The sequence below is a fragment of the Sphingobium sp. R-21 genome (assembly GCF_049913335.1).
In the GTDB taxonomy this organism is placed as follows: domain Bacteria; phylum Pseudomonadota; class Alphaproteobacteria; order Sphingomonadales; family Sphingomonadaceae; genus Sphingobium.
In genome coordinates, this window is record NZ_CP184374.1 from 423,529 (window position 1) to 441,078 (window position 17,550).

General features: G+C 63.9%; 16 protein-coding genes. 6 read left to right on the forward strand and 10 right to left on the reverse strand.

The window, feature by feature from the left end:
- Window positions 1-370 precede the first annotated feature (370 nt).
- Genes ACN9MX_RS01930 through ACN9MX_RS01960 form a run of 7 tightly spaced genes read right to left on the reverse strand, consistent with a single transcriptional unit; the run spans window position 371 to window position 6,945 of the window.
- On the reverse strand, window positions 371-1,708 hold the full coding sequence (locus ACN9MX_RS01930; RefSeq protein ID WP_363824968.1) for an AtzE family amidohydrolase: 1,338 nt from the start codon (window positions 1,706-1,708) through the stop codon (window positions 371-373).
- Window positions 1,705-1,881 (reverse strand): hypothetical protein, encoded by a 177-nt coding sequence (locus ACN9MX_RS01935; RefSeq protein WP_363824971.1) that lies wholly within the window; start codon window positions 1,879-1,881, stop codon window positions 1,705-1,707. The genes ACN9MX_RS01930 and ACN9MX_RS01935 overlap by 4 nt, the downstream gene beginning before the upstream one ends.
- The gene (locus ACN9MX_RS01940; protein WP_363824974.1) at window positions 1,878-2,648 is read right to left on the reverse strand and encodes a cysteine hydrolase family protein; all 771 of its coding nucleotides are present in this window, start codon (window positions 2,646-2,648) and stop codon (window positions 1,878-1,880) included. The genes ACN9MX_RS01935 and ACN9MX_RS01940 overlap by 4 nt, the downstream gene beginning before the upstream one ends.
- Window positions 2,648-3,082 (reverse strand): cupin domain-containing protein, encoded by a 435-nt coding sequence (locus tag ACN9MX_RS01945; RefSeq protein ID WP_363824976.1) that lies wholly within the window; start codon window positions 3,080-3,082, stop codon window positions 2,648-2,650. Before ACN9MX_RS01945 ends, ACN9MX_RS01940 begins: the two co-directional genes overlap by 1 nt.
- Window positions 3,075-4,775, reverse strand: a complete 1,701-nt coding sequence (locus ACN9MX_RS01950) for a CocE/NonD family hydrolase (RefSeq protein ID WP_363824978.1) — start codon at window positions 4,773-4,775, stop codon at window positions 3,075-3,077. Before ACN9MX_RS01950 ends, ACN9MX_RS01945 begins: the two co-directional genes overlap by 8 nt.
- Window positions 4,776-4,777: 2 nt before the next feature.
- Window positions 4,778-6,115, reverse strand: a complete 1,338-nt coding sequence (locus ACN9MX_RS01955; RefSeq protein WP_363824980.1) for an FAD-binding oxidoreductase — start codon at window positions 6,113-6,115, stop codon at window positions 4,778-4,780.
- Window positions 6,112-6,945, reverse strand: coding sequence for a creatininase family protein (locus ACN9MX_RS01960; protein ID WP_363824983.1), 834 nt, complete (start codon window positions 6,943-6,945; stop codon window positions 6,112-6,114). The genes ACN9MX_RS01955 and ACN9MX_RS01960 overlap by 4 nt, the downstream gene beginning before the upstream one ends.
- Window positions 6,946-7,076: 131 nt before the next feature.
- On the opposite strand from ACN9MX_RS01960, the gene ACN9MX_RS01965 reads away from it, so the two are divergent.
- Window positions 7,077-7,985, forward strand: coding sequence for a LysR family transcriptional regulator (locus ACN9MX_RS01965; RefSeq protein WP_363824986.1), 909 nt, complete (start codon window positions 7,077-7,079; stop codon window positions 7,983-7,985).
- A 127-nt stretch (window positions 7,986-8,112) separates the two neighbouring features.
- Window positions 8,113-9,339: an MFS transporter gene (locus ACN9MX_RS01970; RefSeq protein WP_363824988.1), complete on the forward strand. Its 1,227-nt coding sequence runs from the start codon at window positions 8,113-8,115 to the stop codon at window positions 9,337-9,339.
- Between the two features lie 80 nt (window positions 9,340-9,419).
- Here the strand turns inward: ACN9MX_RS01970 and ACN9MX_RS01975 are convergent, their stop codons facing one another.
- Window positions 9,420-10,385, reverse strand: coding sequence for an isopenicillin N synthase family dioxygenase (locus ACN9MX_RS01975; protein WP_363735307.1), 966 nt, complete (start codon window positions 10,383-10,385; stop codon window positions 9,420-9,422).
- An 8-nt stretch (window positions 10,386-10,393) separates the two neighbouring features.
- On the reverse strand, window positions 10,394-12,673 hold the full coding sequence (locus ACN9MX_RS01980; protein WP_363824990.1) for a TonB-dependent receptor: 2,280 nt from the start codon (window positions 12,671-12,673) through the stop codon (window positions 10,394-10,396).
- A gap of 209 nt (window positions 12,674-12,882) precedes the next feature.
- On the opposite strand from ACN9MX_RS01980, the gene ACN9MX_RS01985 reads away from it, so the two are divergent.
- Genes ACN9MX_RS01985 through ACN9MX_RS02000 form a run of 4 tightly spaced genes read left to right on the forward strand, consistent with a single transcriptional unit; the run spans window position 12,883 to window position 16,036 of the window.
- Window positions 12,883-13,056, forward strand: a complete 174-nt coding sequence (locus tag ACN9MX_RS01985; protein WP_363824993.1) for a hypothetical protein — start codon at window positions 12,883-12,885, stop codon at window positions 13,054-13,056.
- Window positions 13,037-13,420: an oxalurate catabolism protein HpxZ gene (gene hpxZ / locus ACN9MX_RS01990; RefSeq protein WP_363735305.1), complete on the forward strand. Its 384-nt coding sequence runs from the start codon at window positions 13,037-13,039 to the stop codon at window positions 13,418-13,420. The genes ACN9MX_RS01985 and hpxZ overlap by 20 nt, the downstream gene beginning before the upstream one ends.
- Window positions 13,420-15,000 carry a gamma-glutamyltransferase family protein gene (locus tag ACN9MX_RS01995; RefSeq protein ID WP_363824996.1) on the forward strand — a complete coding sequence of 527 codons (1,581 nt, stop codon included), beginning with the start codon at window positions 13,420-13,422 and terminating at the stop codon, window positions 14,998-15,000. Before hpxZ ends, ACN9MX_RS01995 begins: the two co-directional genes overlap by 1 nt.
- A gap of 37 nt (window positions 15,001-15,037) precedes the next feature.
- Window positions 15,038-16,036, forward strand: coding sequence for a bile acid:sodium symporter family protein (locus tag ACN9MX_RS02000; RefSeq protein ID WP_363824999.1), 999 nt, complete (start codon window positions 15,038-15,040; stop codon window positions 16,034-16,036).
- A 383-nt stretch (window positions 16,037-16,419) separates the two neighbouring features.
- On the opposite strand, the gene trmB is transcribed toward ACN9MX_RS02000, so the two are convergent.
- Entirely contained in the window at window positions 16,420-17,115 is a 696-nt protein-coding gene (trmB, locus tag ACN9MX_RS02005; RefSeq protein WP_363735301.1) for a tRNA (guanosine(46)-N7)-methyltransferase TrmB, read from the reverse strand.
- Window positions 17,116-17,550 lie beyond the last annotated feature (435 nt).

Sequence of the window (17,550 nt, forward strand, 5' to 3'; positions counted from 1 at the left end):
CTATAGCTCGCCCCATGCGCCCGCGCCGCCGCCTGAGCCTTCCTGTCTTCCGCAGGCGGCCGCCCGACGCGGGACAGGCCCATTCCTGTGGTCTGCGCCATCGTTCCACCTGCGAAAGCTGGTCCTTGATGACCGCCATTCTCTGGTGGCTGTTGCGTTCCGATCGGTGACATCGGCGCGGCCGGGCTGCGCCGGCCGTGCCTGACGCCGGTCGCGGAAAATACCGGACCATCGGTACGAATACTCATTAAAAGTCTGATAATAGTCGATATTCTGGTCTATTTGTGAAGCGTGTTATGGTAAAAATAATCACCGGGTAAGCACTGATTTTTCCCAGAACGACACAAGACTGGCGGTGAAGCGGCGCCATTCATCCGCTCGGTTTGCCGGCGCTTCCGGCGCGGCGGACCATCAGTTCCCCGATGCGTTCCAGTCGTATGGCAAGGTGGAAAGCGGCTTCCTCCTTCCATGGCGGCGCGATGATCTGCACGCCGATGGGAAGGCCTGCCACGGCCACGGGTGCGGTGAGGACGGGCAGACCGATGAAGCTGATGGGCTGGGTATAGAGGCCCAGATTGGCGCGCACCGGGATTGTTCTGCCATCGACCGTTACCGAGGCCTGGCCGATCTCCGGCGCTGTGGTGAATGTGGCGGGCGCGAGGAGAAGATCGTGCTCGGCGAACAGCTTGGCGGCCTGATCGCGGAACCATGTCCGCACGCGCTGCGCCTGGAGGACGGCCGCGGCTGGAAGTAGCGCGCCTGCGAAAAGGCGGTCGCGCGTCGCCGGGTCGAAATCCTGCGGGCGGGTGCGTAATCGCTCGCTGTGCAATTGCCCACCCTCGGCGGCGGAGATCGTGAAGGCGGCTGAGCGCGCCGCTTCAGCGCCGCGCAGGTCGACAGTGCGGTCGGCTCCGGCTGCGGCCGCGATCCGGTCCATCGCCTCGGCGACCTCGGTGGTCATCACCGAGGCGAACCAGCCGCCGAGGCGTGCCACGCGCAGCGGTCGGCCATTATCGGCCAGCGCCGCGACCGAGGCGGCGGGCGGCATGTCCAGCATGGCTGGATCTTCCGGGTCATGGCCTTGCATCGCATCGAAGGCGTGGGCAAGGCCGTCGAGGCTCGCTGCGAAATGGCCGGTGTGATCGAGGCTGGCAACGAAGGGAAAGGCGCCGCGCCGCGAAAGGCGCCCGAAAGTAGGCTTCAAGCCATAAACGCCGCAGAGCGAGGCCGGGATGCGGATCGAGCCGTTGGTGTCCGATCCCAGTGCGACGTCCACCAGTCCTGCCGCCACCGCCGCTGCCGAACCGCCCGATGATCCGCCGGCGATCCGCGCGGGATCGTGCGGATTTCGCGTCGGCCCGTAATGATGATTCTCGGTGGAAAAGCCGTAGGCGAACTCATCCATGTTGAGTGTGCCGAGCAACGCGGCGCCCGCGCTGCGCAGCCGTTCCACCAGAAAGGCGTCACGCGCTGCGGGCGGTTCATCCTTGAGAATGATCGATCCGGCCAGCGTCACCTCACCCGCAATGTCGAACAGGTTCTTTACGGCGAAGGTCAGGCCGGCGAGCGGAGCGCCCGTCCGGTCGGCCCGGTCGGCGTCGGCCAGCGCCCGTTCGGGCTGGACGGAAGTGAAGCAGTTGAACGCGGCGTCCCGATCGGCGATCGCGGCGAGGCTGCGCAGCACTGCCTGGCGTGCGAGGCCGCTCATGCGCGAAACATCGGCGCAGGATCGACCGCGTCAGGCAATTCAATCCCGGAAAAGGCTAATATATGATCGGCCAGAATATCGAGCCATTGCGCCACGCTTTCGGCATAGGCGTCCGGTACGTCCAGCGGCGCCATTGCGGCGATGCGTTCGGCGAGTTCGGGCTGGAGGCTCATGCCTGCTTCACCGCATCGATGACATCGGGCGACGCGGCGACGAAGCCGAAGCATTGGCGGATGTTGTAGAGCGTCGCTTCGGCGCAGAAGCCGGGTGATGTCGTCGCGCTGCAATCCTCCAGCAGCACGCAGTCATAGCCCCGGAAACTCGCGTCCTGGAACGTGCATAGCACGCACTGGTCGAGATTTACCCCCGCGAAGAGTAGCGTCGTAACGCCAAGGTTCCGCAGGATCGCGTCGAGATGCGTTTCCCAGAAGCCCGACATGCTGAACTTGGCGACGTGAATGTCGCCGGCGGTATCGCCAAACTCCTCGAGGATCGCCGCGGCCCAGCTACCGGCCTGCAACACCGGTGCGCCATTGGCAAGCGGATTGCCGAGGCCTGTGCCGGTGCCCGAAGCATTGTAGACATGGAGGGTCGAGGGGCCCAGGTTCAGAAGGTCTGGCCGGTTGCCCCAGTTGACCCAGACGACGGGAATATTGGCGCTGCGGGCCTCTGCCAGCATCGCATGTATCGGCGCGATCAGCCTTTGTCCGGGCGACACGTCAACGCCGATCGAGGCAAGCCAGCCGTCGGCGTGACAGAAGTCATTCTGCATATCGACGATGACAAGCGCCGTGCGGGCAAGGTCGAGCCGGATATGCTGCGGCGTTGCCGGGATCGCCACGGGTCGCGGGACGCGTGGCGTGCGGACGAAATCCACGGCGGCTTCATTGACGCGCCACTGGTTGTGCGGGGCGCTGCCGAGCGGGTGCATCACGGCCATCACGCGGCCTTGAGGCCGGTCAGCGTAACGAGGTCCTCGGCATCCAGTTCTACCGGCTCCCCGGCGCGGATCAATTCGGCGAAGCCCTCGTTCGGCACCATGAAGGTAAGCGTGTAGAGCTTCGCCGCGCCGGTGTTGACGACGACATGCTCGGCGCCCGGCCGTAGCATCAGCGCGTCACCGGGCGTGATGCGCCGGACGGTGTCGCCGCAATGCGCCTCACCCTCGCCCGAAATGACGTAGAAATATTCATGGGCATGCGCGTGGCTGTTGGGCGGGGTCCGTCCGCCGACCGCAAATATCTCCACGACGCAGACCGGTTCGATCCCGTCGGCCAGCGGATCGAACAGGAGAGCGAAATAGTTGCTATCGCCGGGGGCGATTCGCCGCGCTTCCACATCGCGGACCGAGCGGGCTAGCATCATCTCATACATAGTCCTGGTTTTCCTGTTGGGTGGTCTGCCCTTGAGCCATCGAAAGGTGCAGCAGCGATCCGTCCGCGCCGCCGGTGATGATCCCGATCGTGATGAGCCGTGCCTCGCTCCGGGGAGCATCGGCCGGCCGGCGTCCGGTGCCGGGATTGACCGGATAGGCCGGATAGGCGGCGGCGGCGATCGAGAGGCGAAGCCGCTCACCGGGGCGCAGCGTGGCGCAGGTCTTGCGCAGCGACACGGCGATGCGATCCCCCGCCCGGTGAGCGAGCAGGGAGCGATGGCCTTCGGCGATCTGGGTCACCCTTCCTCGCGCGTCGATGCGCGAGAGAACGCAGGCAAGATCAAAGGCCGGGCTGTCGCAGGCCACGGCAAGATCGGCGCCGACTTCGCCGAACAACGCCAGCGAATCTTCAAGCGGAGCCGTGGTGAAGGTGAGCACGTCGGTACGATTGTCCACCTTAGCGCGGTAGACAGGTCCCGGCGGTGTGCCGAATGCGCCGCCCACGCTCGGTGCCGGCCGCCAGGGATCGTGGACAAGGTACTCAATGCAAGTCTCTCCGGGAGCCGGCCCAAGTGTTGCGCTTGTTCCGTCAACCGAGGCAATGCCTTCCCCACCCAGATGGAAGGTCGTCCGCTCCTCCGGCCAGATGTCGCCCGTCCGCCATTCGCAGGTACCCATGTCGAATAGCGAGATCGGCGGCGAGAGTTCGACGTTGGCATCGTCCATGAGCCAGCGCCGGAACCAGCGGACTTGGGCATGGTCGACGGGGCTGACGGCGGCGGACCCGAAATCGCGATCGGCCACGGAGCGGTCCCACGGAAAATGCGTCCAGGGGCCGATCATGAGCGCGCCGCCGAGTGCATCGAAGCCCGCGAGCGTGCCCGGCAGATGGGTGTCGAACCAGCCGCCGACGAACAGCGCCGGAACACCACCCGCGCGCAGTTCCGCGAGCGCGGCGCTCGGTGAGACGGCGGACCAGTAGGGATCGCTGGCGGGGCGTTCCAGCCAGTCGTGATAGTGCCCGAGCGCGCGGTGGCGTTCGAGCACCGGCGGCCGCGCGTTGACGGGGGCATTGAGCGGGAGCGCGCGCGATGCGGCGAACAGCTCCTCCCACGCCGCCATCTCGCCACGATGCTCGGCGGTACCCGCCGCCATCTGGATACCCCAGCTGATGTTGGACGCGAGGCGCAGCGCGCCGTCCTCGCTCGCCCAGTCGGCGAACAGGTCCCAACCGATCATCGCGGGCGCCATGGCCCTCAGCGCGGGCGGACGCAGTCCAGCCGCGAGAAGCTGGTTGGTGCCCTGATAGGAAAACCCATAAAGACCGACCCGCCCATTGGAACGCGGCAGCGCAGCGGCCCATTCGATCGCCTCGGCGCCATCGCGTGCCTCATGGACAAAGGCGGTAAACTCGCCCTCGGAGGTGCCGCGTCCTCGCACATCCTGGATAACTACGATGAAACCCTGACGTGCGTACCAGGCGGGGTGCGCGTAGCATAGCGCCGAGCCGAGCCGCCGGCCGTAGGCCTGCCGCATCAGGAGCACCGGCGCATCTTCCTCGCCAAGCGGCATCCAGATGTCGGCGTCCAGCCGCACTCCGTCCGAAGTCAGCATCGATGCCTGGACGAGGCCGGGAAGAGCGCCTTCGCCGGAGGACGCAATGGTCTTGTGCGGCATGGTCCGGTCGAGCACGGCTATAGCGTCTCTGACGGCATGAACGTACGCATCTTGCCGGGGTTGAGAAGCCCTTGGGGATCGACATCGTGCTTGAACCCGAGCTGGTCTCCGGGCAGTCGCTTGTAACGGCTACCGTCCTCGACAGTGTAGACATGAGGATTGGCGACGGGCGCGCCCGCGTCCTCGAAAATCGCGATCAGCTCGGCGAGCCTCTCTTCGCCGGTGTAGCGAACGACGGGCAGGCTGTTCATCACATGACCGCCGTCGAAGCCGATGAACTCGACATGCCACATCACTTCGTCGCCCAGCCGCGTGCGTAGGCCGTGGAGTATTTCGGGCGTGGGGAAGATAGTCTGCAGATAGGTGTGGCCGCGCTCGCGCCGTAGGACGTGCTGGGTCGCGTGATTGAAGCCGAGTTCGTAGATCGGGAGGGATGGGCCTTCTTCCCCTCCCGAAGCGCGTTCCAACGTGACGCGGCCATTGTGCGCCGCCGCCAGTTCGCGCCCCGCGACAAGGCCCGCCGGCGCGACCATCAGCGCGGCGATGGCGTTGCCTTCGGGAATATAGGGAACATAGGGTCGGAAATAGCGCGCCTGGCGGTCATCCGAGATCGAGCACAGACGCTTCTGCACGCCTTGGGCCTTGCACATCGCGTGGCCAAAGGCGATTGCATCCTCGAACTGTTCGAAGGTCACGAGCAGGTCATGCCAGTCGACGGCCGGTTGCACCGGCAACGCCAGCCGGACGAGCAGGCCGGTCGTCCCGAAGGTGCGATTGATGAGGTTGCATTGGCTGCCGGTCAGATCGATCAGGCGGGGCGTGTCCTCTACCGTAACGAGGCTGGCGCCGATCAGGTTGCCGGGTTCGCGCAGACCGCCCCAGGTGACCGAACCAACGCCGCCGGTCCCGCCCGAGACGAAGCCGCCGACGGTCGCCGTTTCCCAGGTGGAGGGAAACATGCGCAGTTCATGACCCCGCGCGCGTAGCGCCTGCTCCAGCGCGTGAAGCGTCATGCCAGCCTCGACCGTGACGACACCGTCCGCAACCTCGATCAACCGGGCAAGGCCGGTCATGTCGATCACCGCTCCGCGTCTCAGTGGAACGGCCTGCCCGTAATTGCCGGTCCCGCCGCCGCGCGGCGTCAGCGGAACGCCAGTGCGCGCGCTGGCCGCGGCGACGGTCATGACCTCATCGACGGAGCGGGGAGAGACGATCACGTCAGCTTCGCAGTCGTGAAGCAGCGCGGACAGCACCGGGCTGAACCAGAAATAGTCCTTGCTCTTGCGCTTGAGATCGGCGGGCGCCTGGCTCCACGGCACATCGCCTAGTTGGTCGAGGAAACCGGCGAGGTTCATGCGGTTGCGGCCTGTGAAATAGCGGCCGGAGCGCCGATGCGCTCGACCGGATAGCGCGCGACCTCGTGGAGAAGGGCAATGAAGCGCGCAGCAGCATGATCGGCGACCAGCTTGCCGCGCTCAGCGTCTGCGGCGGCGGCGTTGCCACACGCACCTTCGGGGTTCAGGTCCTGAATCTGCCAACCGAAACCGACCTTGCCTTCCGGCGTCAGGATGTCGAAGTCAGCCTGCATCGTCTTGCTCAAGGAAACGAAGTTCCGCGCCTTCGCCATGTCGACAAGGTCAGGGCGCAAGTGCAGCATCAGCGAAGTCTCGATCTCGCCGCCATGGATGCCATGGGCACATTCCTCTGCCGAGAAGAGCCCCGGAGGCATGCCCATCTTCGACCACGCGGCATTGACCACGAACATGCCTAACTCAACCCGTAGCGTTCGTGCGACGATGTCCATGATCTGAGGCTGGCCGCCGTGCGAATTGAGCAGGACGAGCCGTCGGATGCCTGCCCTACGAACGGATCGGCCCAGTTCCAGGAGCAGATCCGTCAGCACCGAAGCCGGAAGACTCAGCGTGCCGGGGAAGGCGAGATGCTCATCGCTCTTGCCGACTGACTGGATCGGCAGGGCCACGACGGACAGTTCTGCCGGGGCTTCGCTCAGAGCCTGCGAGAGCAGGCCCTCGTTGATGCAGCTATCGACATAGACCGGCAGGTGGGGTCCGTGCTGCTCGATGGCGCCCACCGGCAAGATCGCAATGGTATTGGCGGGCAGGGCCTGAAAAGCGGATGACGGCATGTCGCGCCAGAGCCGGGCCGGGTAAAAGTGGGGCGGCATTGCAAATTATCCTTTCTTGCCGGGCCCGCCTCACGGTAAAGCTTCCTTGCACTGAAAAAAGCATCGATTTGCGACCGCGGTGATGCCTTTTTTCGCCAACAGAGGGAGTCGCTACCTTGTTGCACGGACGTATGCTGCGGTACCTGGATGTCGTTGCCCGCGTGGGGACGATCCGAAAGGCTGCGGCGCAGCTCCACATCGCGTCGTCCGCGATCAACCGCCAGATCATCGCGCTGGAAGAGGAACTGGGCGAACCGCTGTTCGAGCGTATGCCGCGCCGCATGCGCCTGACTGCCGCCGGCGAAGTCCTGATCCAGCATGTGCGCGAAACGCTGAGGGCCCACGAGCAGACGATGCAGCAGATCGAGGCCATGAAGGGGCTCAAGCGCGGTGCCATCACGCTCGCAACCACGCTCGGGCTGTCGGCAGGGCCGATGTCGCAGATCATCAGCGATTATGTCGATTCCTATCCGCGTGTGCGTGTGCGAGTTTCGAGTGCGGTGACCGAGGGGATAGCCAACGCGGTCATGAACGGCGAAGCGACCCTTGGGCTAGCGTACAGCATACCGCCGAGACCGGGGCTCAAAACCCTGTTCGCGGTGGACCTGCCGCTGGGCGCGATCGTCGCGGCCGGCCATCCTTTGGCGAGCCGCGACCGGCTTCGCCTCAGCGAACTTCTGGACTATCGGCTCGTAATCGCGGAGCCGGGCATGAGTCTGCGCACCGTGATCGATGTGGCTTTCAGCCGCTTCGAGGCGGTTGCCCCGGTGCTGGAGACCAATTCTGTTGAACTGATGCGCAATTTCGTTGCGGCTTCGGATGCGGTCGCGCTTCTCAATCCGCTCGACGTCGTGACGGAACTGGCTTCGCAGCGCCTCGCCTTCATACCTCTGGATGATGAAAATCTCCACCCGCAGACCCTAAGGCTCATTTCGCGCTCAAACGATCCGCTCGACTCGATCGCCAGCCACTTTGCCCAGCATCTGATCGAGCGCGTGACAGCACTTGCCGGGGACGTTGCGGATGCGCGTATCGGATAGTTTTGCAAGAAACAGCCCGGTCAGACTGCTGCCATAAAGGCAGCGCACACGACGCAAAGTGATGCTTTTCTTGTAGAGAAGTTTTCATATCCTGCGTGTGTCTGCCAGTTAAGGGGAGCGCGTGGTGATGACGAGTCCAGCAGGTGTTCAAACGATCACGCCTCACTTGTCGCAGGCGCGGGAAAGTGTCCCCTCGGCAAGACCGGCCGTGGCGCTCTGCGCGCTGGCGATGGTGGCCGAAGGCTTCGACACCTACTCCGTGGGCTATGCGGCCCCGATCATCATACGCGAATGGGGCTCCAGCCCAACGATGATCGGCAACTTGTTCGCCGCCAGTGTCGTCGCTTCGGCGATCGGCACGATGGGCATTGGCGTGATCGCCGATCGATTCGGCCGAAAGCCTTGCCTGATCGTCGCCCTCGTGGTCTTTGGCCTTGCTACGCTGATCACCGCGCATGTCGCCAATATGGCTGAACTGGCGGCTGTGCGCATTTTGTCGAGCCTGGCGCTCGGTGCCTCGGTGCCGAGCGCCATCGCACTGGCATGCGACGCGGTTACCCCGTCGCGGAGGGCGGCGACGGCGGCCTTGCTGTCCGCCAGCATTGCCATCGGCATAGTCGCCTCGGGTCTGGCGGCGGCGGTACTTGTGCCGGACCACGGCTGGCAGTCGCTGATGTATGTCGGCGGGCTGTTCGCCCTGGTGCTTGCGCTGCCGATCCTGAAACTCGTGCGCGAGCCCGTCCATGAAGCGACCGCAGCTCTGGGACCTTCGCATAATGTTGGAGCGCTGTTCGCTCCTGTTTACCGGCGTGCGACCCTCGTCCTCCTGTTCGTCATGACGACGATCTACGCGACTTCCTTCTTCTTCAACTTCTGGCTGCCTTCCCTGCTGCTGCGGCACGATCCCGATATGCAGAAGGTCGCGCTTGCCAACGCGCTCGCGCAAACATTCAGTCTTGCTGGAGCGCTCCTCACCGGTTGGGCTATGGACCGCAACGGATTGCGGGCTCTAGCCGCGATCTTTGCCGTAACCGCGATCGTGTTGACCGCAGCGGTGGGCCTTCCCAGCAGCTTCGTGGGTCTGGTGCTTGGCTGCTGCTGCATCTGTTTGTGCATCAATGGCGCTTTCGGCGGCGCTCTTGCCGCGCCGGTACAGGTCTATCCCCAGGAGATGCGGGCAACCGCGCTGGGGTTCACGATCGGCCTCGCGCGCCTGATCGGTGGCAGTCTGGGCCCGCTGGCCGGGGGCTGGCTGCTCGCCTGGAACCTGCCGACAATAGCGGTTGCGGTCGCTTTCGGTCCCTTCCTGCTGCTGAGCGCAGCGGCGCTATTCCTCTATGCCCGGCGAGCCTGATGCGCGGCGCTGCCTGCCAACGAAATGTAACGCGCCGATCCGCATGGCGAACCAGCGCGTCCTTTCTTTTGCGAAGACGGTCAATAGCCGTATGAGCGGCGGAACATCTCGCGGACATGCTCGCCCGCCGTGCAGGTGGCGAAGCGGCGAGGCCGGTCGGCATTGATGCAGGACGGGATCGGATCGATCACGGCGTCGCTGCGCGGGCTGTAGAAAAAGGCGAGCGAATAGCGATCCGCTGCGCCGTGATTGTTCCGGACCCGGTGGAAGTTCGAGGCATAGCGTCCGTTCGTCCAGCGCATCATCAGGTCCCCCAGGTTGACGACGAACGTACCGGGAATCGGATCGGCCCTGACCCACGTCCCGTTGACGTCGCACACCTCCAGTCCACCAAGCGAATCCTGCGCCAGCAGGGTGATGCCGCCCCAGTCGGTATGCGCGCCAGCGCCGATCTGGTTGAACTCCGCATCGGCCTTTTGCGGCGGATAGCGCAGCATCCTGAGCTTGGCTTCGGCACCGGCATAGTACGGCGCGAACCAGTCCGCCCGTAGCTCGAGCGAGAGCGCGATCTGTTGCAGAACCCGGTCGCCCAGAAGCTGCAAGGCATCGCCATAGACCAGGGTCTGCTCGCGGAATCCGGGGAGATCCGGCCATTGATTGTGGCCGGATGTCCGGGCCTGCGTGCGCGCGTTCTCGGCGGGAAGGTTCGTGGTGCAGTAGAAGCTTTCCTTGAGATCGACGGGCGCTAAGTCGCCGCCATCCTCCTGGCTGTCGAGTATCTGCGCGCCGATCGGCTCGAAGCCGGCACCGGCGGGGGAGTTCTTCATGTGAAGTGCTTGTTTTTCGGCAAGCGGCGTGTCCAGCACCGCCTTGGCCGCGGCGAACTGCCGCGCGATCAATTCCTCTGGAACGCCGTGACCGGCGATGTAGAAAAAACCGATCTCGCGGCAGACCTTGCCTATCGCCTTCCCCACCGCCGCCGGAGGCCCCGAAATGTCGATCACCGGGATTACCGCGGCAGGCCTTGGTGGCGTGTAGATGCGCATGATCTTCCTCAGAACTTCTTGGTGAAGGACAGGCCGTAAGTGCGCGGCATGTTGTAGACCGTGTTCACCGCCGAGCCGTTCTGGAACGTGCTGTTTGTATATTCGTCGTTGGTCAGGTTCTTCGCCCAGAGCGACGCGGTCCAGCCCGTTTCCGGCATGATGAGCTGCAGTTGGGCATTGACGAGCGTCGCGTCGCTGTCGATCCGGTAGATCGGCGTGTTCTCCGTATTGGTGAAAACGCTGCTCTGGCGGTGGACAGATCCGCTCAGCGACATGTCGAGATCATCGGTGACAGCCCAGCGATAGCGGGCTGAGGCCGAGCCGGTGAAGGTCGGCGCATTCGCGAAGCGGTTGCCCGCCGGGAAATTCACGCCGCCGCTGGTGAAAGCTCCGACCCAGCTATCGATAAGCCCACCGTCAAAGCGCAGCTCCATTCCGCGCACCGGTCGCACCGCCAGTTCGAAGTCCACGCCCTTGATATGGGCGTCGGACAGGTTGGCGAAGCGGTTGACGAGGAGGTTGCCGACCAGCTGCTGCTGGTTGGTCTGCATGTCGTTGTACTTGTAATAGAACAGGCTGGTAGTGAGGCTGACCAGATTGTCCCAGAGGTTCTGTTTCCAGCCGATTTCGAACGCATAGAGGTGTTCGCCCTTGTACGGCAGGAGCTGCGAGGAGTTCGTCGCGACCGCAGGGGCTATGAAGCCGCCGCTCTTGAAGCCGTGCGTGATGCTACCATAGATCAGTGTGTCGCGGCTTGGCTTGTAGTTGACGCCGACCTTCCAGGACACGGCATCCTGTTTTATAGAGTCGTCCATGAAGGCTTGGTTGACGTCCCCGACGTCGACGACGCCGTTCTTGTTGACGTCCTTCCAGGTGCCGCCGATCTTGCTGTTGAATTCGTGGATGTAGCGTGCCCCGGCGGTGAGTTGCAGCGTAGGGGTCACGTTCCAGTCAAGTTGAGCATAGGCTTGCGCCGTACGCGTGTCGGCGCTGTTGGTGCCGATGAAGTTGCCGTTCTGGATCGGAGCGATGGTGTAGGTCGGGTTATTGGTGTTCGCCGTCGAAAGATAGACACCGCCCATCCACTCCAACGGGCGAGTACCGGTCGAGGCGATCTGCAGGTCCTGCGACCACTGCCAGGTACGCTGGTCGAGAATTGCCGTCTGCTCGGTAATCGGCAGCGCGTCGGACTTGATGTAATTTTCCTGCCAGTGGAGATAGCCGGTGGTCGAAGTGACCGCAAAACCATCGCCGCGCCAAGTCGCAATCAGCGTACCGGTATAGGCCTTGCCTTTCACGGTCCATGGATCGTTCTCGCTGATCGTATGGACATCGGTGGAGGTGCGCAGCGCGCCGAAGAGCGAAGCGCAAGTGTTGCCGAAATCGATCTGGTTGGCCAGCGATACTGGACAGAAAGGCGTCGTGGCTCCCGGCGCGCCGCCAGGGACGTGACGGCCAAAGGCGGTGAAGGCGCCCGGCTCGTCGTCCTCGTGCTGATACCCGAAGATGCCCCGCAGCGTCAGGCTGTCCGTCGCTTCCCACTTTAGCTGCGCGCGTACGGCCACCTGGTGGATCTGGCCAATATCATGGCCACCGGGGTAAAGGTTGTTGATCCAGCCGTCGTACATTTGCCGCGTTCTGACCGAGATGCGCGCGGTGAGTCTCTTGCCGATCGGCCCACTGATGGCTCCTTCGCCTTCGAAAGCGCGGTAATTGCCGAGGCCGCCGGTCAGATAGCCGGACAAGGTATCTGTCGGCTGGGCTGAGCTAACCGTGACGGCTCCCGCCGTGGCATTGCGGCCATAAAGCGTCGATTGCGGGCCCTTCAGGATCTCGACGCTCTGAACGTCGAAGAACTGCTGGCTGATCGTGCCGATGTTCGGGCTGTAGACGCCATCGAAATAGACGGAGGTCGACGGGTTGCTGGCAACGGTGAAGTCGTTCATGCCGACGCCGCGGATGGTGATCACCGGCTGGCCGCCGCCGGGCCGGATTTCACGGACCTCGACGTTGGACGTCAGCTGCTTGAGCTCGCCGATGCGCTCGACGCGCTCCACCTTGAGGCGTTCTTCGGAAATCGCCGTCACGTTGATGCCGACGTCCATGGTCGATTGCTCACGCCGCTGAGCGGTAACGACGATCTCGCCGGCACCCGCGTCGGAAGCTTCATCCGCATTTGCGGATGCATCCGCGGCATGCGCAGCAGCGGGAAGCAGCAACAGCATCGGCAGCAGGGATGCGCCGGTACGGAAACGGTTTCTGATATGTCCGGTATTGAAGATCGTCATGATATGGTCCCCCGAAGAGCCGGCATGGTTGTGCCAGCGATGTTGAGCACGGCCCCTCCCGGACCTCTCCCCAGACGTTTGTCGGGCGCACCAGGCCGATGCTCCTGCTCCGATCACGCGGTGTTGCTGCTGCTCATACAATCGCAGTCTGTGCGCACTTAAAAGAACCGTTTTTGCTCAATATTGATGCTAAAAAGGGGACGCAGGGGATGTCGCTTGATCAAGCGACCTATTTCCGCGCTTTGCCGGACCAGGTTTCTATTGCTGCCTTTGAAGCATCGCAACAGACGCATAACGATGCTTTTTGCACAGTGGCGACGCTGATAGCTCGGATGCGCTACCGGAAAGGACCAGTGCGCCGCCATGATGATCGACGAACCTGAAACTCATGCCGAGATCGCCGCGCTGGTCGAGCGCTACGAAGATGCGCTTGACCGCAACGACATCGGGGCGCTCGACGCCATGTTCTGGCACTCCCCGCAAGTGGTGCGCTTTGGCGTGGGCGAGAATCTCTATGGCGAGGCCGAAATCGCGGCGTTCCGTCGGCAGCGCCAAGGAGGATCGCCGCCGCGCACGGTGCGCAGGATCGCGATCACCACGTTCGGGCGCGACTTCGCCGTCGCCAACGTCGAGTTCCAGCGCCTTGGCGGCGAGACGATCGGCCGGCAAAGCCAGAGTTGGGTCCGTTTGCCAGAGGGTTGGCGCATCGTGGCCGCGCATGTCTCGCTGATGGGGCAGACCTCCTGATGCTGCACACGCCACGTGCCTATCGCGGGATGGTTACCGCGCCGCACCACCTGGCGAGTCAGGCTGGCCTCGACATTCTCAAGGATGGCGGCACGGCCGTCGAAGCGTGCGTTGCGGTCGCGGCGACGCTGGCGGTAGTCTATCCGCACATGACCGGCATCGGCGGCGACGGCTTCTGGCTGATCGCCGAGCCGGACGGAACGGTGCGCGCGATCGATGCCTGCGGGAAAGCCGCTTCCGGGGCCGACCTCACGCTTTACGCAGGGCATACGGTCATCCCTTGGCGCGGACCGCTCGCCACGAATACGGTGGCGGGCACTGTCTCGGGCTGGGAAGCAGCGCTGGCCGGGGACAGCGGGATGTTGCCGCTTGACCGCTTGCTGCGCGCTGCCATTGCGCTCGCCGGCGATGGCGTGGCGATAACGCGAGGCGGTGCGAATGTTGCGGCAGCCAAGGGCGATGAACTTCGCTACCAGCCGGGCGCTTACGCCGCCATCTTCGAGCCGGAAGGCAGGCCGCTCCGCGAGGGCGATCGGCTGCGACAGCCTGCGCTCGGCGAAACCCTGGCAAGACTGGCGCGCGACGGGCTCGGCAGCTTTTACCGCGGTGAGCTGGGGTGTAGCATCGCTGCCGACCTTGCCGCGCTGGGCAGTCCGGTCACGCAGGACGATCTGGCCCGGCACACGGCTTCGCATGTCGCTCCGCTTAGTCTGTCCATCGGCGGTGCGCGTCTCTACAACATGCCACCGCCGACGCAGGGCATCGCCTCGCTGCTGATCCTGGGCCTGTTCGACCGGCTCGAGGCTGGCGGCCCAGATGAATTTGCGCACATTCACGGGCTGATCGAAGCGACCAAGCAGGCCTTTATCTGGCGCGATGCGCATTGCAGCGATCCGGCCTACATGACGGTCGATGCCCAGGCGTTGCTCGACGATGGCGCCGCCCTTGACACCATGGCGGCGCGCATCGATCCGGCCCGCGCATTGCCGTGGCCGCACCCCTCGGCGCTGGGCGACACGACCTGGTTCGGGGCGGCGGACGCGCGGGGGCAGGTCGTCAGTTGCATCCAGTCCACCTATTTCGAATTCGGCTCAGGCATCGTGCTGCCCGGCAGCGGCATCACTTGGCAGAACCGCGGCGCGTCCTTCCGTCTTGCAGCCGATGGCTGGAATGCGCTGAAACCTGGCCGCAGGCCTTTTCACACATTGAACCCGGCCCTTGCCCGCTTCGATGACGGGCGCGTCATGGCCTATGGGACGATGGGTGGCGAAGGTCAGCCACAAACACAAGCGGCGCTGTTCACTCGCTATGCCCGCTATGGTGCGCCGTTGCAGGAAGCCTTGTGCGCACCACGCTGGCTTCTCGGCCGGACCTGGGGCGAGGAGAGCACGACGCTGAAGCTGGAAGCCGGCTTTGATGCCGGCCTCGTCGCGGCTCTGACAAAGGCGGGGCATGAAATCGAACCGGTTGCACCGCTCAATTCCGTCATGGGTCATGCCGGCGCAATCGTTCGCCATCCCGACGGGATGATCGAAGGCGCCGGGGACCCGCGCTCCGACGGCACGGTGGCGGCCTGGTGACCTGCTTCCCCATCATGTTTTGCAACAGGACATATCGATGATCGTGCGTATAATCGGCTTATTTGAACCGCTCGTCCTCGCGCTGGTGGGTACGGTGCTGCTGGCGTCGCTCCTGCCCGCGCACGGAGCGTTCGTCCCGGTCATGGACGGGTTTGCGGACGCCGGTATTGCGCTGCTGTTCTTCCTGCACGGGGCCAAGCTGTCGCGGGAGGCCATCCGCGAAGGCGCGCGCAACTGGAAAGTCCACATCGCCGCACTGGCGACGACGTTCCTGCTGTTTCCCCTGTTTGGCCTTGCCTTCACCGCCGTACCGCTCGGCCTGGGGCCGCTGGCCGCCGGCTTGCTGTTCCTGACGTTGCTGCCCTCGACCGTCCAGTCCTCCATCGCCTTCACGGCCGTGGCGAGAGGCAATGTGGCGGCGGCGGTCTGCAGCGCATCCTTCTCCAATCTGCTCGGCATTTTCGTGACGCCGTTGCTGGTTGCGCTGCTGATGTCAGGCGCGGCCGGGCAAGGCGGCATTTCCCTGGGGACGCTCGAATCGATCGTGCTGCACTTGCTGGTGCCCTTCTTCGCCGGGCATCTCCTGCGCCCTGTGATCGGCAGCTTCGTCGCTCGGCACAAATCGCTCCTCTCCTATGTCGATCGCGGTTCGATCCTTCTTGTCATCTACAATTCCTTCGGCGCAGCGGTGCGGGAGGGGTTATGGCACCGCGTTTCCCCAATGGCGTTGCTCGTCGTCGCTCTGCTCTGCTGTCTGTTGCTGGCGCTGGTGCTCCTCGCCACGCGGGCAATGGGCCAGGTCCTTGGTCTCGCCCGGGAAGATCTGGTCGTCCTGCAGTTCTGCGGGTCGAAGAAGAGCCTCGCATCGGGAGTGCCCATGGCGGGCGTGCTGTTCCCGGCCGCGCAAGTGGGTCTGGTTATCCTGCCCCTGATGGTCTTCCACCAGATCCAGTTGATCGTATGTGCATTTCTGGCGCGCCGTTATGCAAACGAGAGTCGGGCTACTTATGGCGAACCTGCCCGCGCCGAAGCGTGAGGTGTGTGTCCATGCATCAGCCAGCATCCGGATTTCACGCAAGCCCTGCTGGGATATCGGACCTCAGAAGTTTAGGCCTGTGCATCCGTGCTAACCAGAAGTCGCGTTCGTCATGTGCCTTTTCTCGTAAGGTGTATCCGCTGTCTTAATCTTCCCGCTAACACTATAGGAAAACCGGCGGGGAACCGTCCTTGGCTGCTTGGTTCCTCCTCAGGCCGGATCGCTTTTTTGCCAAAACTGGCAGGCTTCGAAATAGCAGAAGCAAAAAACCTTATGACCCATCGCCGAAAAGTAATCATCGGACAATCACGAGATGCCGAAGGAATTTTCCTTATTTGCACATGGTTAAGCCGGAAATCGCAGTTATCCGATGGGTTCTTATATTAACGACGTTGAAATTTCATATACCAGACTTCATGGCCAAGGCTGCGCGCCTTGGCTTCGTAGCGGGTTTCGGGCCAGCCGCCGGGGCGGTTCTGAAAATCCCGGGGGGTGCTGGCCAGCCATTCAAAATCGGGATGGCCGTTCATCACCATCAGCGCCCAGCGCAGATAGACGGGGTGATCCGTGCCGAAGCGGAATTCGCCGCCGGGCTTGAGCTTTCGCGCGATCATCGCAACGGGGCCGGGGTTCATCATCCGGCGCTTGGCATGGCGGGCCTTTGGCCAGGGGTCGGGATGGAGCAGATAGACGAAGCTGAGCGCACCGTCCGGTATCCGGCTGAGGACCGATAGCGCGTCGCCCATATGGAGGCGGACATTGCCCAGCGCCTGGTCGCGGACATGGCCGAGCGCCGTGACGACGCCGTTCAGAAAGGGTTCGCAGCCGATGAAGCCATGATCGGGCAGCAGGTCCGCGCGATAGGCGAGATGTTCGCCGCCGCCAAAGCCGATCTCGAAATGCAGCGGGCGATCATAGCCGAACAGGCCAGCGGCGGTGACTTCCCCCTCCTCCGGCACGGAAAGGGCCGGCAGCAGGGTGTCGACCAGTTCCTGCTGCCCCTTGCGGAGCTTGTGCCCGGATTGGCGGCCGTAGAGGCGGTTGAGCGTGGTGGGATCGCCGGATTTATGCGCAGTCATGCGCGGCCCGATAGAGCATTTTCGAGGCGAACGAAATCACCCCGCGGATAAAGATGCCGGGTCGATCGAAATGGGAGGGAGCGGCAAGAAGATCGAGGCGCAATGGGGCGCCTCCTGTCCCCGGTGTTGAGGAGGTTGGGCCGGGGACAGGAGGCTCAGGCCTGACGCCGTGGGCGGGCGCCGGCTTGTTCCTTGGGGTGCGAGGGATCGGGTGCCGCGTTCGATGAGGGTCGGCGCGGAACCCGTCAGGTCATTTGCACTTCGTGAAGCGGCCTTTGGCGTCCTTGCACGGTCCCTTCTTGGCAACCGGCTTGGGCGGACATTTGACGAACTTTCCCTTCGCGTCCTTGCAGGGTGCGGCGAGCGCTGGGGCGGCGCTGCCAACCACGAGAGCAAGGCCGAGGAGGGCGGAAGTCAGTGACCTGGTCATCGCAT